Origin of the sequence: Streptomyces sp. NPDC048275 (assembly GCF_040652275.1) — a bacterium.
GTDB lineage: Bacteria > Actinomycetota > Actinomycetes > Streptomycetales > Streptomycetaceae > Streptomyces.
Window position 1 is genome coordinate 51,567 of sequence record NZ_JBEZLR010000037.1, and the last position, 21,110, is coordinate 72,676.

Consider the following 21,110-nt stretch of genomic DNA (forward strand, 5'->3'; position numbering starts at 1 on the left):
CGTGGGTGTCCTCCACGTGACGCGGTGGGTGCCGGGCTCACGCTCTCCGGCACCCACCGCGATTTCAAGAGGGGCGACTCACCGTCACGGTCACCGTGCTCCGGGGTGCAGGTAGGCGCGGTCCACTGTCTGCCGGACAGCGTTGCCGGCCGCGTCCTTCGCGGTCACGCGCAGCGTCACGTACGCGTCGCCGTGCACCCGGGCCGGACGCACCACGCTGGCGGTGAAGCCGTTGCTCTTGCGGGCGGTGGTCGTTGCGGTGGTCCAGGTCCGCCCGTCGTCGTAGGACGTCTCGACCTTCAGCGTCACCTTGTGCGGTGCCGCCATGCCGTCCTGCATGCGGACGTTGATGCCGAGGCTGTGCTTTCGTGCCCGGCTCACCGCGTTCTGCGCGTCGACGGCTACGGCGTAGTCGACCTGGAGCAGCGGCAGCAGGGCGGGACGGGCGGCGGTGTCCGAGCGGAACGTCCACGACGTGCGGGTGCCGGCGCCGAAGTGCCAGTCGTCCGAGACGCGGGCGGTTGCCAGGTCCAGCCGGTACTCGGCGTTGCCGGCGGGCACCTCGAAGTCGCCCCATGCACCGTTGTCGGACTTGGCGACCTGCTTCCCGTTGCGGTACAGCACTGCCGTGGCCGTGTCGGGTATGGCGTCCGCGGCGGCCGACGGAGCGCCGAGGCGGACGCCGCCGCCGGGTCCTCCACTGACGGGGATCTCGCCGAACGCCCAGTGGCCCGACTCGGAGTCGGTGAACTCCGGAACGAACACGGACAGGGTGTCGCCGTCGCGCACCGACGGCTGGGCCGCACCGCGCGGGATCGACGGACGGACCGGCGCTCCGAACCACCGCTCCGTTGCGCGCTGGCCGGGCCGGTAGGTGTGCGGGGCGTCCATCATGCCAACCCCCAACCGCATGTCAGGGATGTCGACGACGTTGTGGTGCACGGTGTGGCTCCACAGCGTGTCCCCGCCGGTCACGTACTCGACGCGTTCCTGTCCCACCGGCACGTATCGGCTGTACTGGTTCCAGGCGGTGTCCTGGTACGGCCGCCAGCCGAAACGCTGCTCGCTCGCCCAGGACGAGGCACCGGTACGGGTGTACGTGCTGCGGACCACGGCGCTCTCCCGCTCGGAGACGGTGTGGACCACTCGCTTGGGGATGGAGCCCTTCGAAATCTGCATGACGTCGTACAGGTACGGGCTGCGCACCGTGCCGGAGAACTCCAGCGTCGTGGTGCCTCTCTTCGTGATGCGCTCCAGGAGGGCCGTCCCGCTCTTCCAGGAGAGCCGCATGGTGGGCACGGCCATCCGATCACCGTCCGGCTGCCACCGGGTCCAGACGCCCAGGCCCTCGGGCCACACCAGCAGCAGCGCCTTGGCTCCTGCGGCTGCCGCGGCCTGGGCGAGCGCCCTGTCGTCGTCGGCGGGTTCGTACCGTACGACGGCCACCTTGCCGCGCGATCCGCGGAAGTCGGGCGCCGCGGACGTACCGGCATCCACGGCGGTCAGCCGCGCGCCCTGGTCGCCGAAGGCCGGGGAGAACGGCTCGTAGTACGGCGCGAGCGCCAACGAGCTCCCGGAGACCTTCGCCCGCAGCTGCGGGGCCACCATCTGCCAGCGCGAGTGGTACTCGAAGGCGCCGTCGGTGACCGGAGCAACGGGGCTGACGTAGAGCCGCTTGGTCTCGTCGAAGTACATCGCGCCCTGGAGCAGGCCGTGACCGTCGATCTGGCGGTAGAACATGGTGCTGAGGATGCCGTGCTGCTCGGCGGGGCGAGGCGTGCGGATCTTCACCTCGGTGACCTTGCTGGCGTCCAGCGTCACCGTCATGTCCTTGGTGACCTTCACATCGGGCACGACGACGTCGCCCGCCTCGTGGCCGTCTTCGGCCGCGTCGTAGAAACTGGAATTGATGTTGTACGTGCCCTCTTCCACGACGGCGACCGCCGCGTCCCTGTCCGTGTATTCCACGAACCCGTCGGGGCCCCAGATGGTCGGCAGCCAGCCAGGCTGGATCCGGCCGTCGCGGTCGCGGTAGACCACGGTCAGCCGGTGCTGCCGGCCCTGCACGACGAGGGAGACGGTGGTGTGGGCGAGCACGGTGCCGTCGGCGGACTTCGCGGTGACGTATCCGTAGTACTTGCCGCGGGCGGCGTTCGTCGCGTCGACGCGCAGCGGCACGTCAGCCGAGGCGCCGGGGGCCAGTTGCACGGTGCCGGAGCCGAGACGGACCACGCCGTCCGGGAGCGTGCGCCCGGAGTCGGTGGCCAGGCCGACGGCCAGGGCGAGCGTGAGCGGGCGGTCACCTGTGTTGGTGTAGCGAACGGTCGCCGTCTGCTGCTGCCCCTCCGTACCGCCGGCCTGGATCGGGTCGAAGTTGACGGTACCGGTGGCCGTGAGCGGGCCCATGGCCGTGGCCAGGTCGATGCGGCCGCCGCCCTGCTCGGTCACCTTGGTGCCGGGCACCGTGTGCGAGGTGCTGGTCAGGGCGTCCTTGAGCTGTTGGGGGCCCCAGTCGGGGTGCTGCTGGGCCAGCAGCGCGGCGGCGCCGGCGACGTGCGGGGTGGCCATCGACGTGCCGGACGCGGAGGTGTAGTTGGCGTCGACCGGGGTGCCCATGGTGGTGCCGGACGCGCGGGCGGCGACGATGCCGACCCCGGGGGCGGTCACGTCGGGCTTGGTCGCCGCGTCGCCCACGCGCGGGCCGCGGCTGGAGAAGGGGGCGAGGGAGTCGTCACGGTCGACGGCCCCGACGGTCAGCGCCGCGTCGGCCGCGCCGGGAGAGCCGATGGTGGACGGGCCGCTCTCGCCCGCGTTGCCCGCCGCCACGACGAAGAGCGTGTCGGTGGACGCGGTCAGGCTGTTGACGGCCTGGCTCATCGAGTCGGTGCCGTCGGTGGGTGCGTCCGAGCCGAGGCTCATGTTGACGACCTTGGCGTGCTGGGAGGCAGCCCACTCCATGCCGGCGATGACGGACGACTCCGAGCCATAGCCGTCGTCGCCCAGCACCTTGCCGATCAGCAGGTCCGCCCGGGGCGCGACACCGCGGCGGGTTCCCGAGGACGCGGCGCCCGTGCCGCCGACGGTCGAGGCGACGTGCGTGCCATGGCCGAAGGCGTCGTTCGTGCCCGCGCTGCTGGAGAAGTTCTTGGCCTCCGCGATGCGGCCGGCCAGGTCGGGGTGGTTCGCGTCGACGCCGGTGTCGAGGATCGCCACCTTGACGCCCTGGCCCTCGTAGCCGGCCTTCCAGGCGGTGGGCGCGTTGATCTGTGCGGTGCTGCGGTCCAGCACGGCCTTCACTTTGCCGTCCAGCGAGACCCGTGGAGCGACCGCGGCACGGGCGGCGTCCGACGTTCCGCCGGGGTTGAGCGTCTTCCAGAAGCGGCCCAGGTCGTCGTCGGCGACCCGCAGCGATCGAGCGTTCAGGCTCTCCAGTCTGCGGGCGGGTGTCGCAGCCGCGTTGAACGCCACCAGCCGGTCGGCAGTGGCCGCGGCAGCCTTCGCCGCCCGCGCGGTGTCCCTGGACCCGTCCCGTGACGGCTCCGAGGAGACGATCAACGGAAGCACGGAGGCGTGGGCCTCGTCGTAACCATCGGCGATCAGGGCAGTCACATTGAAGAGCCGACGGTCCAGCGTGCCCGCGGTCACCAGCGCTTCGGCGTCGGAAGGCAGCACGGTCAGCGCCTTGTCGTCCTCCTCCAGCGTCCGGAAGAAGACATGCTCGCGCCCGGGTCCGGGCTGTACTGACGCGGTGCGCCGTCCGCCGGGCAATGACGTCACCGTCACCCGGTCACCGGTCAGCAGTCTTACGGTGGCGGAGACCGCCCTCTCGCGGTCGGCGGATCCCGCCGTTCCGTCCGAGTTCGTCCCGGCCGAGACGGGCGATACCCCCCCGACTGTCACCAGCAGTGCGGTTGATATCGCCGCCGATAGGCGGATCCATGCCATCAGTCAAGCACCTTTCGTACAGCTCGAGATCATGCGCTGTACGACAGAATCCGCTGACGTCACAGGGTGTGTCACTGGTATCGGCTGCCACAGATGCGACATGTCCCAACGGCGACACGGGCACGGTGCAGGGCCGTACTACGAGGCGCCCCCCGCGCGTCGCTGCGCCGTCAAGTTGTCTCGGGTGCAGCGGAGTCGACGGAGGGAACAGGGCCGTTCCGGCGCCGCGACAGCGGGGCCAGAGGCCTCGTGGGTCCGACGTACGACGGGGCAGGCGCGTGGAGGGCGCTCGCCGAGCCTCGTGCGAGCAGGCCCGGCGAGCGGGTGAGCCGGAGCGGTCGGGCCGGACTACGGCTTGCGGGCCACCGCCCCGTACATCGCGATGTCCTCGTCGCGGATCAACTCGGTGTCCGTGCCGTCCGGGTGCCACTTGTGGACCTGGACGATGCCGGGCTCGACGAGTTCGAGGCCCTCGAAGAACTCCTCGGCCTCCGCGTGGGTGCGCAGCCGCATGGGCATGTTGCGCGCCGCGTACTCGCGGGCGACCCGGCCCACCTCCGCCGGGGCGAACTCGGCCGTGCCGATGGACATCGCGAGGTAGCTGCCCGAGGGGAGGGGCTCCAGGAGGCGGCGGACGATGCCGACCGCGTCGTCCTCGTCCAGCACGAAGTGGACGATCGCGATCACGGTGAGGGCGACCGGTTGCGTGAGGTCGAGGGTGTCACGCAGCTCCGGGGCGTTCAGGATCGTGGCCGGGTCGAGCATGTCCGCCTCGACGTAGGCGGTCTTGCCCTCGGGGGTGCTGGACAGCAGGCCCTGGGACAGGGTCAGGACGATGGGGTCGTTGTCCACATAGACGACCCGGGAGTCGGGGGCCACCGACTGGGCGATCTCGTGGAGGTTGGGGGAGGTGGGGATGCCGGTGCCGATGTCCAGGAACTGGCGTATCCCGGCCTTCTCGGCGAGATGGGCCACCGCACGGTTCATCCAGTCGCGGTTGGCCTTCATGTGGATCGGCAGGGCGGGCCACTCCTGCGACATCGCGTCGCCCGCCTCCTTGTCGGCGGGGTAGTAGTCCTTGCCGCCCAGGATGTAGTCGTAGATGCGCGCGGAGTGTGCGCTCTCGGTGTCGATACGGTCGGCCGGCCATCCGTTGTCGGACAATGCCGCCCCTCCCATCAGGTCGTCGGTTCAGTGATCGGTGCTTGAGCAACAACGCGTCCGTGAACAACAACGCGTCACAGCAGAAAGTCGGCGGCCCCCGCCTTCACGCCCGCCAGAAAGCTCGTCATCTCATGGGGCGTGAAAACCAGTGCGGGCCCCTCGGGATCGGTGGACTGACGCAGCGCGACCCGCCCGTCGCCCAGCTTCTTCGCCTCGACACAGGCGCCGCCGGCGTCGTCGCTCCACGGCTTGTACCAGCCCTGTGTGCCGAGTTCCCGGGCAGGCATGCCGTTGCGTATGCGGTGCTCGGCCGTGTGGTGACGCACTCATAGCTCCTTGCGAATCGCACCGAGGAGGGACGCGGTCTTCTTGGCGGGCGCCGACTGGGCGCCCAGCCGGTCCAGGGCCTCGCGGAACACCACGACGTCCTCGTCCTTGTCGAGATAGAGGGCGCCCACCATGCCGCTCTGATAGACGATGTCCGGCAACTCTGGTGCCCGGAAGCGGAAGAGATGGAACGCACCGGCCCGCATGGCCGGATGCGGGCCGTTCTCGAACGGCATGATCTGCAAGGTCACATGGGGAAGTGCGTTGACGGCGATCAGGTGGTCGATCTGGGCGCGCATCACCTCGGGGCCGCCGACCGGCCACCTCAGCACGGTCTCGTCCATCACGATCCAGACGCGCGGCGGCGCCGGACGGGACAGCAACTCCTGGCGACGCAGGCGCAGGGCGACACGGCGCTCGGTCGCCTCGGCCGGAGCGTGTGGGTTGCCGGCGCTCAGCAGGGCGCGCGCATACGCCTCCGTCTGCAGCAGCCCGTGGACGAACTCCGCCTCGTACGCGCGGATCTGCAGCGCTGCCTGCTCCAGACTCAGATACGCGGCGAACCAGTCCGGCAGGACATCGCGGTACGTGTGCCACCAGCCGCGCTTGTTGGCCTCGCGGACCGACTTCAGGAAGGTGTCGATCTCCTGCTGGTCCGTCACGCCGTACGTCTGAAGGAGCTTCTCGGCGTCCGTGAGGCGAAGCCGGGCCACCTTGGCGGCTTCCATCCGGCGGATGGTGGAGTGGCTGACCCCGATCGCCTCGCCCGCCTGCGCGTACGTCAGTCCGGCCTGGGTGCGCAGGTCCTCGAGTTGTCGGCCCAGGATCATGCGCAGGACGGAAGGCGCGCCGCCCCAGTCGGTTTCCGTTGACACGCCTTTACCCCCTCGCAGCGGGCTTCCAGGTCGCAGTCTGTCACGATCATCCGTCGACGGTGGAAGCATGCACCTGGCACATTGCAATTTTCAACTTGTCGGTTGCGAGGTGTTGTTGGCAGCTGCCAGAGTGGTCCTATCGTCCCTGGCGTATCGAACGGAAAGGCTGCGCGGCCCAGTTGGGGGAGACAGGGCTGCAACGTGGTTCCCGTGCGGCGAGTTGTGCGCAGCTCGCGAAAGGCATCGGACCACGTGGGACGGCACGAGCACCGCCTTGGGTGCGAAGGCAGACGAAAGGCGAACGGCGATGACCCCGCCCTCCCTCCCCCAGTCCGTGGGCCGCCCGCCGGGGGACGCGTACCCCCGCAGAGCAGGTGTGCTGGTCCTGCCGGCGGCCCCCGCCTCGGTGGGCATGGCCCGCAGATACGTGCGCGAGTCGCTCGGCGAGTGGGGCGCGAGCCAGGAGTGGTGCGACAACGCTGTCCTGGTGACCTCCGAGCTCGTCACCAACGCCCTGACGCACACGGCGAGCGAGCGGATCGTGTGCAGACTGCGCATCGCTGATGGGCTGCTCCACATCGAGGTCGAGGACCAGAACCGCGGCTGGACCCTTCCGGAGCGGCGGCAGCCGGAGCCCGACGACCAGGGCGGCCGCGGGCTCCTGCTGGTCGGCGTACTGAGCAGCGACTGGGGCGTCAGAGACAGTGCCGACGGGTCCAGGCGCATCGTCTGGGCCGTACTGCCGCCGGAGGGCGCGGAGCCCGCCTAGACCTGGCCCCCGCCGGCCACGAACATCGCCCGGCCCATCCCCCACTCGGCCGAAGGACCCCTACCTGATGGAACGACAGCACATCGCTGACCCGCGCGAGCACCGTCCCGCCATCGATCCGCACGAGCACGACTCCGTCTCCGGACTGGATACGCGCATCTGCGTACCGCCGCGGTACGAGCACCCGGCACGACTGGTCATACCCGCCGAGCTGTCGGCCGGCCTGGGGTGCGACGCCGTGGGTACGTCCCGGGAGCACGGGGAGCGGATCATGGAAAGTCTGCCCCGTGTCGGCTGTGTGTTCGCCGACGACGAGCGGTGGTGGTGGATCGTCCCCTCCGGATCTCACATAGGCGTCACCTGGCCGTCTTCCACCAGTTATCTGGTCGGCGCCCGGCTGGCCGACCCGTCCTGGACACGAGTCCTCCGGCGGTCCCGGTGCGATCGCCCTCGTCTGATCCACAGCCCTCAGAGCGACTCGCCGTACACACCGCCGATTCCCCTGTACTTCATCACCTGTCGCCTCGCCGGCAGCACCCCGAGCTGGTCGCTCGGTACCGGGCACTGACCCGTACTTCTCCCGACCTGCCCCAGGCCTTACGAGGTCTGGGGCAGGTCCGTGTCGGGCGCGGGCCGTTCCTCATTCAGGCAGCTCGGACCCCCGATTCGGGCAGCTCGGACCCCCGATTCAGGCAGCTCGGACTTCCGCTTTCTTGACATGCAAGTAATTGCCTGCCTAACGTTGAGTGTGCGATCAGACGAGGGCGACCCCGGGATGGACCAGGTCTTCAAGGCGCTGGCCGACCACACGCGACGGCGGCTGCTGGACCGGCTGCACGAGCACGGTGGTCAGAACCTGGGGGAGCTGTGCGAGCACATCGACATGACCCGTCAGTCGGTGACGCAGCATCTGGCGGTCCTGGAGGCCGCCAACCTGGTCAGCACGGTGCGGCGGGGGCGGGAGAAGCTGCACTACCTCAATCCGGTGCCGCTCCACGAGATCCAGGAGCGGTGGATCGACAAGTTCGAGCGCCCGCGCCTGCGCGCGCTCAGCGCCCTCAAGCAACGAGCCGAGGAAACCATGACCGACAAGCCGACCTTCGTGTACGTCATCTACATCCGGAGCACGCCCGAGAAGGTCTGGGACGCGCTCACCGACGCCGATCTGACCGCCGCCTACTGGGGCCACAGTAACGTCTCGGACTGGCAGCCGGGCTCCCGGTGGGAACACCGGCGCACAGACGGCTCGGGCATCGCCGACGTCATCGGCACCGTGGTGGAGAGCGACCGGCCGACCCGCCTCGTCACCACCTGGGCCGCGCCCGAGGACGAGGGGCGGCAGGACAAGTACTCCCGCGTCACCTTCGACATCCAGCCGCACGCCGACATCGTCCGGCTCACCGTGACCCATGAGGACCTGGTCGACGAGGCCGCGCTGGGTGACGTGGCCCTCGGCTGGCCCGCGGTGCTCTCCAACCTGAAGTCCCTCATCGAGACCGGCAGTCCGCTGCCGCAGGAGCCGTGGCTGGTGCCGAACCGCTGAGAGTGCTCCCTGGATGATCCCCGGCTGAGCGTGCCGCGGCGCGGGCGCGAAGAGGCCGGCCCGCACGGGGCGGGTCGGCCTGCAGCTTTCCCTTTCCGGGTCCTTTCGCCTTTCCGGGGCCGGGCTACGCCCGTGGAGTGCTCTTCGTCGCCGTGACCGCGCACACCGCCCCCAGCACCACGGCCAGTACGCCGATGATGATGCTGTTGAGCACGACGCCGGTGTCCGGGTTGGTGCCGACCACCCACGGCGAGATGATCATCCACGCGCCCATCGCGCACATGGCCCAGCTCAGGCCGTACATCCTCTCCGGTGCCCTGGTGAATCCGAGGGCCAGCAGCGCTATCGCGATGCCCATGATCAGGTTGTGGGTCACCAGGGCCGGCTGGCTTGTCGTGTAGTGGAGTATCCACGGGGACACGGCGCAGTACAGACCGAGCAGGAACACCGGTCCGTCCACGAGTGCCACATCGCGGCCACCGACCATGCGGGCATACCGATCCCGCATTTCGGAAACATCGGGGTGGGTCGAGATATCACTTCTGGAGTGCGAGACGTTGGCCATGGGTCGTCTCCTTCGATCTCTGCAGGCCTGACCGCGTCTGGCGCGGTATGCGGTAAGCGCCGCGTAAGTTCATTGTGCGCTTATTTCTCCCTTATGTGTAGAGCTGGGCCCCAGGGGGCCGAGGAGGATACGGGCGATGGCGCGACGGGCTCGCGCGGGAGCCTTCGGGTCGCGGTGGAGCTGGATGGACTGGTTGGCTGCCAGGGCCACGCCGTTGAGCTCGAAGGTGAGCTGGTCCACGTCGGTGCGTGGCGAGAGTTCATGGCCCTCGACCGCCGTGATCAACTCCGTTGCCACGTACGCCGACCAGGCGGCCAGTGCGTCGAGCACCGCGTCACGGACCGGACCGGGGCGGCCGTCGAACTCGCTCGCCGCCGAGGCGAGGAAGCAGCCCCCGTGCCCCTCGCCCTCGGCCATGTAGTCGATCCACTCGTCGAAGGCGCGCGTCAGCCGCTCGGTCCCGGGCCGGGCGCCGACGGCGCGCGCCGGTACGCGCATCCGGAACCGCTCGACCGCCGCGTCCAGAACGGCGAGTTGGAGCGCCTCTCTGTTGCCGAAATGGCCGATCACCCCCGCTTTGCTCATCTTCAGGTCGGTCGCGAGGCGGCCGATGGTGAGGCCTTCGAGGCCCTCGGCGGAGGCCAGCGTCAGGGCGCTCTCGATGATCCGGCCGCGCGTGGCGGCGGTTTCGGCAACGGACTTGCGCGGGCTCATGCGGCCATTTTAATCGAACGATCGTACGCTATTGGCGCACGATCGTTCGTTAGGTATTGCTGAACCCTCGGCGTCGCCGTCGCTCACCCGATCGTCGGGGTCGGCGACACGGTGACCCCGGAGGCGTCCGCGGGCGGAGTGAGCACGACGGTCGGCTCGCCCGGCTGGGGCGCCGGCGGCGTGAGGTTCTGGGCGGGCAGCTTCGGTTTGGTGGTCTCCTGGAACAGCACCTGATCGAAGTCGACCAGTCCGGTCTTCTCCATCACCGTGATGTGGTCGAGCACGGTGTCATTGGCTTGGTCGGCCAGGGCGCGTACGAGCGTGTTCTTGGTGGTGGCCCGAATGTTCGCGATGACCGGGAAGATCTGCCCGTGAGTCACCCGCAGGATGTTGGCGAGGTCGCTGTCGAACTCCTTGCCGGTGTCCCCGCTCAAGGTCGCCACGAACCCCTGCTGTTGTGGAGACGCCTGGTTGGGAAGGGAGATACCGAGTTGGGCGGCGACCTTACGATCCGCGGCGTCCAGCGCGGCATGGCCGGTGACCAGGTGCTGACCCGCCGTCTTGACGGCCGGGGTGGTGCCTTTCTGCAAGGCCAGCTCGCCGCAGGGGTATTCCCACAGCCCGGCCGCGCGCACCTTGACGACGAAGTCGCGGTCGGCTTCGGTCAGCGGACCCGACGAGGTGTTGGCGATGATGCGTGTCGGGGAACTGGCCGTGGTCTGCAACCCGAGCATGGTGGGGTAGGCGAGCGCGGCGAGGGTCATTGTCAACGCACCGGCCACGAAGAGGGTTCCCGCGTTCCGTGTCATGCGCATTGAGCCTCCTGGGGCGGTGCGGCAGCCGGGAGCGGGACGCTCCGTCGAGCCGTGTGGTGGATCCGGTGCGAGGGGATCCGGTACGAGTGGTTCGGACGCCCACCAGTACGACCGCGCGGGAGGGGGAAACCTTTACCCCGAGTAAAATCCGTGGTGCTGCCCGTCAATTGCGACCCCGAGCCTCCTTGAAGCGGGCCAGCCCGTCCGGGAGTTCGACGATGGGGTCCGGATAGTCGTAGGCGGCGCGTTCCGCACCCCGAAGCCTCCACGGCTCGTGCACGGCGGCACCCGAGAGCCCCTCCAGCTCGGGCACCCAGCGCCGGACGTACACTCCGGCCGGGTCGTAACGCTTGGCCTGGGTCACCGGATTGAGGACTCGGTTGGGCCGTGAGTCGGTGCCCGTTCCGGCCATCCACTGCCAGTTGAGCTGATTGTCGGCGACATCGCCGTCCACCAGCAGATCCAGGAAGTGCCGGGCCCCGACCCGCCAGTCCACGTACAGCGTCTTGGTGAGGAAACTCGCTGCCAGCAGGCGTCCACGGTTGTGCATCCAGCCCTCGTACCGCAGTTGCCGCATCGCCGCGTCGATCACCGGATAGCCGGTGCGTCCCAGCTTCCAGGCGTCGATGTCGCTTCGCGCCCGGATCTGGGAGCGCCAACGGTCGTGCCGGGTGCGGTAGTCGGTGGCTGCCGCGTCCGGCCGGGCAGCGAGCACCTGGTGGTGGAAGTCCCGCCAGGCCAACTGTCGTACGAAGGCTTCGGCGCCCGGACCGCCCACCGCGCGCGACCGGTGGACGAGTTCGACCGGAGAGAGCGTGCCGAAGTGCAGGTGGGGGGAGAGCCGGGAGGTCGCGTCGCCGGGCAGGTCGTCATGGCGGTCCCCGTACGAGGTGATCCCGACACGCAGCCAGGCCGCGAGCCGCTTCCTGGCCTCCGTCTCGCCGCCCAGGGCCAGCCCCGCCGAAACCCCGGACAGATCCCCGCGCGAGGGGAGGTGCTCCGAGCCGACGCCGTCCGGGACCCGGATCACCCGGGGCGCGGCGACCGCGTCCCGCAGCCGCTGCCGCGACCAGTGCCGGAAGTACGGCGTGAAGACGGCGAAGTGGTCCGAGGAGGCGGGAGTGACCGTGCCGGGGGCCAGCGCGGTGACCACGGTGTCGTGGACATGGAGGCGACACCCCGCGGTCTCCAGGGCCGTGCGCAGCCGCTCCTCCCGGCGCTGCGCATAGGCGCTGACGCCCGCTGCCATGTGCACGTCGTCGGCGTCCGCCTCGGCGACCACCTTGGACACCTGGTCGACGACGTCGCCGGAGCGCACCACCAGACGACCGCCGCGCTGTCGGAGTGCGGCGTCGAGGTCCGCCAGGCAGTCCGCGAGGAACGCCAACCGGTTGGGAACGGCGAACCCGGCTTCGGCGACCGCGTCGTCGCGCACGAAGAGGGGCACCAGGGCCGACGAGCCGTCGTGAGCCGCACGCAGGGGCGGATGATCGTGCAGGCGCAGGTCCGAGGTGAACAGGACGACCGAGACGGTCATGGTGAGCCTCCGGGACGGGGGAGCGAGGAGACAGGGCGGCGCGACGTGTCCATCCATGACTTCATCGGGCTCACATTCTTGAGTGGATGCCGGATGCCGAGGCCGTGGGTACTTTCCGGTCGACCGGGGTGTCTCGGGCCGCGGCCTTGGCGATATTGCGGGCCATGCTGCCGAACACGACCGCGTGGAACGGCGCTACGCCCCACCAGTAGGCGTGTCCCAGCAGCCCGTGCGGATGGAACAGGGCCCGCTGCCGATAGCGGGTCCGGCTGTCGTCGCCGACCTCGGCGTACATCTCCAGCCAGGCCAGTCCCGGCAGCCGCAGCTCGGCGCGCAGCCGCAGCAGACGACCGGGTTCGATCTCCTCGACGCGCCAGAAGTCGAGCGAGTCGCCCACGCGCAGCCGACCGGCGTCGCGGCGCCCGCGCCGCAGTCCGACGCCGCCGACCAGCCGGTCCAGTCGGCCGCGCACGGACCAGGCCGCCCGGAAGGAGTACCAGCCGTTGTCCCCGCCGATGCCTTCGATCACCCGCCACAGCGCCTCGGGCGGAGCGTCCACGGCGCGTTCGCGACGGTCGGTGTAGAGGCTGCCGCCGGCCCAGTCGGGGTCGGTGGGCAGCGGATCGCTGGGCGCGCCGGGCACCGAGGCCGACGACCACCGGGTGGTGACCTGGGCGTCCCGTACGCGTCGCAGTGCCAGGGACACCGTCTCGTCGAAGCCGATGGGGTGGCCCGGGGGATCGGGGACGTACCGCACGAGGTCGTGTTCGTGGCACACGACCTCGTGGCGCAGCGACTCGGTGAGCGGACGCGCGATGGACGCGGGCACTGGGGTGACCAGCCCCACCCAGAGGCTGGAGAGCCGAGGGGTCAGCACCGGCACGGGCAGGATCAGCCGGTGCGGGAGGGCGGCCACCACGGCGTACCGCTGCATCATCTCGAGATAGGTCAGGACCTCGGGTCCACCGATGTCGAACGCGCGATTGACGTCGGCGGGCATGCGTGCGCTGCCGACGAGGGCGCGCAGCACGTCCCGTACGCCGATCGGCTGGATGCGGGTGTGCACCCAGCTCGGCGTGACCATGACCGGCAGCCGTTCCGTGAGGTAGCGCAGCATCTCGAACGAGGCCGATCCGGATCCGATGATCACCGCCGCGCGCAGGACGGTGGTGGGCACGCCCGATTCCAGCAGGATGCGGCCGACCTCGGTGCGCGACCTCAGGTGTGGTGACAGTTGTCCCTCGGGGACGCCCGCCGGGGTGAGGCCGCCCAGGTAGACGATGCGTCGGACCCCCGCGGCGCGGGCCTGCTCCCCGAAGATGCGGGCCGCCTTCCGATCCGTCTCCTCGAAGCCGTGGCCCGTGCCCAGAGCGTGCACGAGGTAGTAGGCGACGTCCGTGCCGCGCAACGCCTCGGCGACCGAGCCGGCGTCCGTGACATCGCCGCGCACCACCTCCGCGTCGCCCGCCCACGGATAGTCCCGCAGCTTGGCGGGGGAGCGGGCCAGGCAGCGGACCCGGTGCCCGTCGGCCAGCAACTCGGGGACCAGCCGCCCGCCGATGTAGCCCGTCGCACCGGTCACCACACACCTCAGGCCGAGGCGGCCGTCGTCGTCACTCATGGGTCCCTCCGTCGCTCGCCGGGTCCCCCTTCCGCCACTCTCCTCCACCCTCTCTTCCACGCCGGGCCGGACTCCCACCGAGTTCCCCGGCCCTGCGTACGCACGCCTCGTGCAGGTCATGGGCCGCACGTGGCCGCGCCTGCCCATTTCGGCACCGTCGGTGGAGTGCGCCCGCCGACCGGCGGTCCGGGATACGAGACCGGTCGGTTGTTCCTTGACGGTCAGGACCGGTGGCTGCCACGATCGACGCCATGAAGACACGACTGGACCTCACGCGGCGACGTCACGTCGACCTCGCGCGTGTCTCCAGCGCCTTCTGTTGTCGCGCAGCCTGACGATCCCGACGGCAGGGTCCCCTTCGCACGCACGAGCCCACCCCCGGTGATTTCTTCCCGGACGTGTGCGCCGCTGCGTTTTCCCTACCGGTCGCACCCCTTTCCGCGCCCGAATTCCCTGTGAATCACCGGGCCTGCATTCGTCGTGCCGTAGTTCCCCACACCAGGAGCATTCCGTCACTACCGCGAGGAGGTCGAGTACTTCGGCCGCCGGGTGCTGCCCTCGTACGAGAACTGGAGTCCGGGCCGCCGGACACCGACCCGAGTCCGTCCCCGCGCACGTCTGACACCCACCGCGAACTCCGCTCACGAAAGAGGACTCATGGCCACCGTCCTGTCCGTCTCCGGCAGCCCGTCCGTCTCCTCCCGCACCGCCAAACTCCTGCGCCACCTGGACATCCGGCTGGCCGCACAGGGGCACCAGGTGATCCCGCTCGACGTTCGCACGATCCCCGCGGAGGCGTTGCTCGGCGCCGACTTCCAGCATCCCGCCATCGTCGAGGCCACCGAACTCTTCGCCCGCGCCGACGGCGTGGTCATCGGCACCCCCGTCTACAAGGCCGCGTACTCCGGAGTGCTCAAAGCCCTGCTCGACCTGCTCCCGCAGTACGCGCTGGACGGAAAGACCGTGTTGCCGCTGGTCACCGCAGGCAGTACCGCGCATGTCCTCGCCCTCGACTACGCCCTGCGCCCGGTGCTCAACTCCATGGGTGCCGCGCACATAGTCCAGGGCTGGTTCACCCTCGACAAGGACATCATCGTGGGCGAGGACGGCGGCATCACCGTGGCGTCGGCCACGGCCGCGTCGCTGGCCCAGGTGGTGGACCAGTTCTCGGCGGCCCTGGGCCGCACGCCCCTGCTGGCAGCGGCGGGCTGACACGGTGTCGCCCTCAACTCCCTGCATCGGGCCGCCCCGCCACGGCTTGCTGTAGCCCTCCCGCGCCACCAGCCCCACGATCGGAGAACGCCGCCGTGTCCCTCACCTTCCACTGGTTCCTTCCCACCAACGGCGACAGCCGCCATGTCGTCGGCGGCGGCCACGGCACCCCGGCCACCGCTTCCGGACGGGACCGGCCGCCGACGGTCGCCTATCTGAGCCAGATCGCTCGCGCCGCCGAGGACCTGGGCTTCGTGGGCGCGCTCACCCCCACCGGCGCGTGGTGCGAGGACGCCTGGCTGACCACCGCGATGGTCTCGCAACAGAGCGAGCGCCTGAAGTTCCTGGTGGCCTTCCGGCCGGGCTTCGTCTCGCCCACGCTCGCCGCGCAGATGGCGTCCACCTTCCAGCGGCAGACCGGTGGCCGACTGCTGCTCAATGTGGTCACCGGCGGCGAGAGCCACGAGCAGCGCGCCTACGGCGACTTCCTCGACAAGGACGCCCGATACCGCCGTACCGGTGAATTCCTGCACATCGTCCGGGAGTTGTGGGAGGGCAGGACCGTCGACCTGTCCGGCGAACACCTCAGGGTCGAGGACGCCAGGCTGGCCCGGGTCCCCGACCCGATCCCCGAGGTCTACTTCGGCGGCTCCTCACCCGTGGCCGGCGAGGTCGCCGCACGTCACGTGGACGTCTACCTCACCTGGGGCGAGCCGCCGGCCCAGGTCGCCGAGAAGATCGCCTGGATCCGCGGGCTGGCGGCGAAGGAAGGGCGAACCCTGCGCTTCGGCATCCGGCTGCACGTCATCACCCGCGACACCTCCGCGCAGGCCTGGGCAAAGGCGCAGAAGCTGCTGGACGGCTTCGACCCCGAGACCGTGAAGTCCGTCCAGGCCGGATTGGCCCGCAGTGAGTCGGAGGGCCAGCAGCGCATGCTCGCGCTGCACGGCGGCAGCGCGGGCGGGCTGGAGATCCACCCGAACCTGTGGGCCGGGATCGGTCTGGTCCGCGGTGGCGCGGGCACGGCCCTGGTCGGCAGCCACGACGAGGTCGCCGAACTCATCACCGAGTACCACCGCCTGGGCATCGACGAGTTCGTCCTCTCCGGCTACCCGCACCTGGAGGAGGCGTACTGGTTCGGCGAGGGTGTCCTGCCGCGACTCGCCGCGCGGGGGTTGTGGCGGCACCCGTTCGCGACGTCGCCCGCGCTCGCGGGGCAGGTGCCCTTCGCGAGCTGAGCGAGCCCGACCCGGCCGACCCCCGACTCGGCCGGCCGAGCGCGATCAGCCGAGTGAGCCAAGCGACTCCAGATGCGCCCGGCGCACCTCGGCCGTCTGCCCCTGGACCAGCAGGAACATGCCCTCGCGCGCCAGCCGCTGCGCCGGGCTGCCCAGATCCATCGCCCGCCCGCCACCGGCCACGACCGCCGCGGTCGTGGCCGCGCGCAGGATGTCGTACGCCCGCGTCTTGCACACCAACCGCTCCTCGATCCGCTCGGTGGGCACCGGGTGGTCGGCCAGCGCGTACGCCTGCCGCCTGACCTCGTCGAGTCGGGCGCGCAGGGCACGCGCGGTCTCCTTGGCTGCGGGATCACCGTCCAGCAGGTCGAGGGCCGAGGCGGTGACTCCGAAGACGGCCGGTGAGGCGTTGGTGTTCTTGGGACGGTCGGTGGCCGCCCAGGTCTCGTACGGCGTGCGCCGCGCCACCGCGTCGTCGGGCAGCCACAGGCCGTCCAGCTCCAGCGACACGGTCCGGGAGGCGGTGAGCGCGGCGAGCCGCATCGGTGGGGAGGGCCGCAGACCGGGCTGCTCGCGTGCCTCGGTGAACGCGAACAGTGCCTCGTCGGTGTCCGTCACCCCGGCCAGCAGCATCAGGTCGTTCAGACCCCAGCCCGTGTACCAGGGCACCGTTCCGTCGAAGCGCCAGCCGCCTCGCGCGCGCGTGACCCGGACCGGGACGCGTGGATACGCCCGCAGTTGGGCGTAGGCGACCCCGGACAGCAGTTTCCCGCTCGACAGCGGGCCCAACAACCGCTCCCGCACGGGCAGTTCGCTCTTGGCCAGGGTCAGCACCGGTGTGTGGTGCTGCGTCTGGACGAACCAGGTCGAGCAGCAGGCCCCGGCCAGGATCTCGGCTGTCTCCCGGGCCACCGAGGCGGGCGCGGCCGACCCGCCGTATTCGACCGGCGCGCTCACCCCGAGCAGGCCCGACCGTTTGATCGCCTCGATGCTGCTCGCCGGCACGCCCTCCTGGTCCACGCGCTCCGCCCGGGGCGCCAGTACCTCGGCTGCCAGTTGCCGGGCGCGGGTGACGAGCGGGTGTGGTGGGGTGGTCATGGGAGGAGTATCCCGTTGCCGTCGTGGCGCGTGTGGATCCGGCGCGCGCCCGTCGAGGCGAGCCCGCGCCGTCACACGCTGAGCGCCTCCCGCACGGACCGCTCGGCGTCCTGCCCGCCCGCGCCGGACGACGTGACCCGCCCGGCCTCCAGGACGTAGTACCGCTGGGCCGCCCGCATCGCGAAGCCGACGTGCTGCTCGACCAGGAGCACCGAGAGACCACCGCGGGCGGCCAGGGCGAGGATCGTCTCCTCGATCTCGGCCACGACGGAGGGCTGGATGCCCTCGGTGGGCTCGTCGAGAAGCAGGAGCCGAGGCTCCGTCACCAGGGCTCGGGCGATGGCGAGTTGCTGCCGCTGGCCACCGGAGAGCAGGCCCGCGCGCCGCCCCGACAGGGCGCGCAGCGCGGGGAACAGGTCCAGGGCCTCGGCGATCGCCTCCTTGCCGCGTCGCCGTCCGTCCGCGACCAGTTGGAGGTTCTCGGCGGTCGTGAGGTGTGGGAAGGCCTGCTGGCCCTGCGGGACGTAGGCCATGCCGCGCGCCACCCGCTCATGCGGCTTGCGGCGGGTGATGTCCTCGCCGTCGAGGCGGACACGGCCGCTCTGCGGCGTGAGCAGTCCGACGGCGGCCCGCAGCAGTGTGCTCTTGCCCGCGCCGTTGTGTCCGAGCACGGCCGCCACGCCGTCGCGCGGGACTTGGACGGACACTCCGTGCAGGACGGAGCTGCGGTGGTAGCCGACGTGTACGTCGTCGATCTCCAGCATCACGCCTCCTGTACGGCGGTCGGTTGTGCGGCGGTCGGTTGTACGTCCGTCGGTTCGGGCACGGTCGTCGTCGCGTCGTCGGTCTCCGTCGCGTCGAGGGCCTCCGTCGTCTCCTCGGTTACCGCGTGCCCCAGATACACCTCCTGCACCTTCGGATCCGCCTGCACCTCGGCCACTGTCCCCTCGCTCAGCACCTTGCCCGCGTGCAGCACGCTGACGCTGCGCGCGAAGGAGCGCATGAAGTCCATGTCGTGCTCGATGACGACCACGGTCCGGTCCTCGCTGATGCGCCGCAACAGCTCGCCGGTGGCCTGCCGTTCGTCGTGGCTCATGCCCGCCACCGGCTCGTCGAGCAGCAACAGCCGTACGTCCTGCACCAGCAGCATGCCGATCTCCAGCCACTGCTTCTGGCCGTGCGCGAGGGTCCCGGCGGGGGAGTCGGCGAGATCGGCGAGCCCCACCGTCTCCAGTGCCTTCGCGACGGACCCTGGCACATCCTTGCGGCGGCGCAGCATGGTCCACACGCCCCGGCCCGCGCCCGCCGCGATGTCCAAGTTCTGAAGGACCGTCAGTTCCTCGAAGACGGTGGCCGTCTGGAACGTACGCCCGATCCCCGACCGGGCGATCCGGTGCACGCTCCGCCCGAGCAGCTCATCGCCGCCGAAACGGACCGAACCCGTCGCTTTCGCGAGGCCTGTGACGGCGTCGACGAGGGTTGTCTTGCCGGCGCCGTTCGGCCCGATGAGGAACCGCAGATCGCCGGGCCGCACGTCGAGGTCCACCCCGTCCACGGCGGTGAATCCGTCGAAGGACACGCGGAGTTGCCGTATCTCCAGGCCTGATGGCTCGCTCATGCTGCTTCTCCCACGGGAAGTGCGGCCGTCGGCTGCCTGCCGGTCCGCCACCGTCGTACGACCCCGGTCAGCGAGGCGAGACCGCCCGGCAGGAACGCCAGCGCCACGATGAACAGCAGCCCCTGGAAGTAGGTCCAGGCCGCCGGGAACTCCTCCGACAGCGCGGTCTTGGCCCAGGCCACGGCGACCGCGCCGAGCACCGCGCCCACCAGGCTCGCCCGGCCGCCCACCGCCGCGCCGATGACGAACTCGATGGACGGCACGATGCCGATCATCGCGGGCGAGATGATGCCGACGGCCGGTACGAACAGCGCGCCCGCCAGCCCCGCCATGCCGGCGGCCACGACGTACGCGACGAGCTTGACGTTCGCCGGGTTGTACCCGAGGAAGCGCACCCGCTCCTCCGAGTCCCGTACAGCGACGAGGAGTTCGCCGAATCGGCTGTGAATCAGCTGGCGGGCGAGGGCGATCAGGGCCAGCAGGCACGCGGCGATGATGAAGTAGACCATCCGCTGGTTGACGGGGTCGTCCAGGTCATAGCCGAAGAAGCCCTGGATGTCGGTGAGTCCGTTGGTGCCACCGGTGGTGGCCTGCTGGCCGATCAGCCAGATCGCGAAGGCCGCGGCGAGTGCCTGGCTGAGGATCGCGAAGTAGGCGCCCTTGACCCGGCGCCGGAAGATGAACGAACCCAGGATCGCGGCGACGGCCATCGGCAGCAGCACGGTCGCGGCCAGCGCGAACACGGGGTTCGCGAACGGCTTCCACCACCAGGGGAGTTCGGCGGCGGTGCCGTAGAGAGCCATGAAGTCGGGGAGGTTGCCCGGCCCGGCGTCGGTGATCTTCAGATGCATCGCCATCGCGTAGCCGCCGAGCCCGAAGAAGACACCCTGGCCCAGTGTCAGCAGGCCACCACGTCCCCAAGCCAGGCAGATGCCGACGGCGACCATGGCCGTGCACAGGTATTTGGCGAGCAGCCCGAGCCGGAAGTCGGAGAGGGCGAGCGGGGCGACGGCGAACAGCAGGACGGCGGCCCCCACGAAACCCGCCGCTGCCCGTGCCGACCGGCCTTGCAGAAGGGACAACCGGCCTTGCAGAGGGGTCGACCGGCCTTTCAGAAGGGTCATACGAGACTCCTCGTACGCAGCGTGTACAGCCCCTGGGGCCGCCACTGGAGGAACGCGACGATGGCCACGAGGACCAGCACCTTCGCGACGCTGACGGTGGTGGAGTACTCGAGGACGGACTGCAGCACGCCCAGCACGAAGGCGACGATCACACTGCCCTTGAGCTGCCCGATGCCGCCGACCACGATCACCAGGAAGGCGTCGATGATGACGTTGGTGCCCATCGTGGGCCCGATCGGACCGACCAGGGTCAGAGCGACCCCGGCGACTCCGGCGAGCCCGGACCCGAGGAAGAACGCGGTGCGGTCGACGCGGCCGGTGGAGATGCCGGACACCTCGGCGAGGTCCCGGTTCTGCACGACGGCGCGGATACGCCGCCCCAGTGGGGTCAGCCGCAGGGTGAGGGCGAGGGCGACCACCGCGGCGATCGCCAGTCCCAGGATGAACAGGCGGCTGTTGGCGAAGGTGAGCGGGTCGTCGCCGCCGATGACGGTGATGTTCCCGGTGAGTACATCGGGCGCACGGGTCTGCACATTGGGCGCGCCGAAAATGTCTCGGGCGAGTTGCTGAAGCATCAGTGAGACGCCCCATGTGACGAGAAGTGTGTCGAGTGGCCGGAGATAAAGGCGGCGAATGAGCAGCCATTCCAGCAGAGCGCCGAGCGCCCCCGACACGAGAAAGGCGACGGGCAGCGCGACCAGGAGCGAAAACCCCGCGCTGGAAATGGACTTCTGGAGGACATAGGTGGTGTAGGCGCCGGCCATGATGAACTCGCCGTGGGCCATGTTGATGACATTCATCTGGCCGAAGGTGAGCGAGAGGCCGAGCGCGATGAGCAGCAGAACGGCACCGATGCTGATGCCGGTGAACATCTGCCCGAGGATCACGGTCATGCGGCGACTCCGGGGAGGCGGGACGCGGGGGCCGCTTCGCGAAGGGCCCCCG

20 protein-coding genes are annotated in these 21,110 nt (G+C 70.2%); 6 read left to right on the forward strand and 14 right to left on the reverse strand.

What is annotated here, in order from left to right:
- Positions 1-90: 90 nt before the first annotated feature.
- From AB0D57_RS22470 to AB0D57_RS22485, 4 genes are all read right to left on the reverse strand, one after another.
- A complete protein-coding gene (locus AB0D57_RS22470; protein ID WP_362075603.1) occupies positions 91-3,945 on the reverse strand; it encodes a S8 family serine peptidase in 3,855 nt (1,284 codons plus the stop codon).
- 348 nt (positions 3,946-4,293) lie between these two features.
- Complete coding sequence (locus AB0D57_RS22475) at positions 4,294-5,109, reverse strand: SAM-dependent methyltransferase (RefSeq protein WP_362075605.1); 816 nt, start codon at positions 5,107-5,109, stop codon at positions 4,294-4,296.
- Between the two features lie 74 nt (positions 5,110-5,183).
- Positions 5,184-5,396, reverse strand: coding sequence for a DUF397 domain-containing protein (locus AB0D57_RS22480; protein ID WP_362075680.1), 213 nt, complete (start codon positions 5,394-5,396; stop codon positions 5,184-5,186).
- A 39-nt stretch (positions 5,397-5,435) separates the two neighbouring features.
- Positions 5,436-6,311, reverse strand: a complete 876-nt coding sequence (locus AB0D57_RS22485) for a helix-turn-helix transcriptional regulator (protein WP_362075608.1) — start codon at positions 6,309-6,311, stop codon at positions 5,436-5,438.
- A 307-nt stretch (positions 6,312-6,618) separates the two neighbouring features.
- Between AB0D57_RS22485 and AB0D57_RS22490 the strand changes: the two genes are divergently transcribed.
- The 3 genes from AB0D57_RS22490 (at position 6,619) to AB0D57_RS22500 (ending at position 8,623) form a co-directional block, all read left to right on the forward strand.
- Positions 6,619-7,080, forward strand: a complete 462-nt coding sequence (locus tag AB0D57_RS22490) for an ATP-binding protein (RefSeq protein ID WP_362075611.1) — start codon at positions 6,619-6,621, stop codon at positions 7,078-7,080.
- Between the two features lie 67 nt (positions 7,081-7,147).
- Positions 7,148-7,648 (forward strand): hypothetical protein, encoded by a 501-nt coding sequence (locus tag AB0D57_RS22495; RefSeq protein ID WP_362075614.1) that lies wholly within the window; start codon positions 7,148-7,150, stop codon positions 7,646-7,648.
- 207 nt (positions 7,649-7,855) lie between these two features.
- Positions 7,856-8,623, forward strand: a complete 768-nt coding sequence (locus tag AB0D57_RS22500; protein ID WP_362075682.1) for a metalloregulator ArsR/SmtB family transcription factor — start codon at positions 7,856-7,858, stop codon at positions 8,621-8,623.
- A 124-nt stretch (positions 8,624-8,747) separates the two neighbouring features.
- Here the strand turns inward: AB0D57_RS22500 and AB0D57_RS22505 are convergent, their stop codons facing one another.
- The 5 genes from AB0D57_RS22505 to AB0D57_RS22525 all read right to left on the reverse strand — a co-directional run bounded on the left by AB0D57_RS22505 (position 8,748) and on the right by AB0D57_RS22525 (position 13,875).
- Positions 8,748-9,188: an SPW repeat protein gene (locus AB0D57_RS22505; protein ID WP_362075617.1), complete on the reverse strand. Its 441-nt coding sequence runs from the start codon at positions 9,186-9,188 to the stop codon at positions 8,748-8,750.
- A 69-nt stretch (positions 9,189-9,257) separates the two neighbouring features.
- The gene (locus tag AB0D57_RS22510; RefSeq protein ID WP_362075619.1) at positions 9,258-9,902 is read right to left on the reverse strand and encodes a TetR/AcrR family transcriptional regulator; all 645 of its coding nucleotides are present in this window, start codon (positions 9,900-9,902) and stop codon (positions 9,258-9,260) included.
- Between the two features lie 83 nt (positions 9,903-9,985).
- Positions 9,986-10,717, reverse strand: a complete 732-nt coding sequence (locus AB0D57_RS22515; protein WP_362075622.1) for a DUF4142 domain-containing protein — start codon at positions 10,715-10,717, stop codon at positions 9,986-9,988.
- 163 nt (positions 10,718-10,880) lie between these two features.
- Positions 10,881-12,254, reverse strand: a complete 1,374-nt coding sequence (locus tag AB0D57_RS22520) for a deoxyribodipyrimidine photo-lyase (protein WP_362075625.1) — start codon at positions 12,252-12,254, stop codon at positions 10,881-10,883.
- Between the two features lie 70 nt (positions 12,255-12,324).
- Entirely contained in the window at positions 12,325-13,875 is a 1,551-nt protein-coding gene (locus tag AB0D57_RS22525) for an SDR family oxidoreductase (RefSeq protein WP_362075628.1), read from the reverse strand.
- Positions 13,876-14,126: 251 nt separating this feature from the next.
- On the opposite strand from AB0D57_RS22525, the gene AB0D57_RS22530 reads away from it, so the two are divergent.
- The 3 genes from AB0D57_RS22530 to AB0D57_RS22540 all read left to right on the forward strand — a co-directional run bounded on the left by AB0D57_RS22530 (position 14,127) and on the right by AB0D57_RS22540 (position 16,325).
- On the forward strand, positions 14,127-14,210 hold the full coding sequence (locus tag AB0D57_RS22530; protein WP_362075685.1) for a putative leader peptide: 84 nt from the start codon (positions 14,127-14,129) through the stop codon (positions 14,208-14,210).
- A gap of 322 nt (positions 14,211-14,532) precedes the next feature.
- On the forward strand, positions 14,533-15,087 hold the full coding sequence (ssuE, locus tag AB0D57_RS22535) for an NADPH-dependent FMN reductase (protein WP_362075631.1): 555 nt from the start codon (positions 14,533-14,535) through the stop codon (positions 15,085-15,087).
- A gap of 95 nt (positions 15,088-15,182) precedes the next feature.
- Positions 15,183-16,325, forward strand: coding sequence for an LLM class flavin-dependent oxidoreductase (locus AB0D57_RS22540; RefSeq protein WP_362075634.1), 1,143 nt, complete (start codon positions 15,183-15,185; stop codon positions 16,323-16,325).
- A gap of 45 nt (positions 16,326-16,370) precedes the next feature.
- On the opposite strand, the gene AB0D57_RS22545 is transcribed toward AB0D57_RS22540, so the two are convergent.
- The 5 genes from AB0D57_RS22545 to urtB all read right to left on the reverse strand — a co-directional run bounded on the left by AB0D57_RS22545 (position 16,371) and on the right by urtB (position 21,058).
- Positions 16,371-17,423, reverse strand: coding sequence for an acyl-CoA dehydrogenase family protein (locus AB0D57_RS22545; RefSeq protein WP_362075637.1), 1,053 nt, complete (start codon positions 17,421-17,423; stop codon positions 16,371-16,373).
- Between the two features lie 71 nt (positions 17,424-17,494).
- On the reverse strand, positions 17,495-18,187 hold the full coding sequence (gene urtE / locus AB0D57_RS22550; protein WP_362075640.1) for an urea ABC transporter ATP-binding subunit UrtE: 693 nt from the start codon (positions 18,185-18,187) through the stop codon (positions 17,495-17,497).
- A complete protein-coding gene (gene urtD, locus AB0D57_RS22555; RefSeq protein ID WP_362075643.1) occupies positions 18,187-19,041 on the reverse strand; it encodes an urea ABC transporter ATP-binding protein UrtD in 855 nt (284 codons plus the stop codon). The genes urtE and urtD overlap by 1 nt, the downstream gene beginning before the upstream one ends.
- On the reverse strand, positions 19,038-20,165 hold the full coding sequence (gene urtC / locus AB0D57_RS22560; protein WP_362075646.1) for an urea ABC transporter permease subunit UrtC: 1,128 nt from the start codon (positions 20,163-20,165) through the stop codon (positions 19,038-19,040). Before urtC ends, urtD begins: the two co-directional genes overlap by 4 nt.
- On the reverse strand, positions 20,162-21,058 hold the full coding sequence (gene urtB / locus AB0D57_RS22565) for an urea ABC transporter permease subunit UrtB (protein ID WP_362075649.1): 897 nt from the start codon (positions 21,056-21,058) through the stop codon (positions 20,162-20,164). Before urtB ends, urtC begins: the two co-directional genes overlap by 4 nt.
- Positions 21,059-21,110 lie beyond the last annotated feature (52 nt).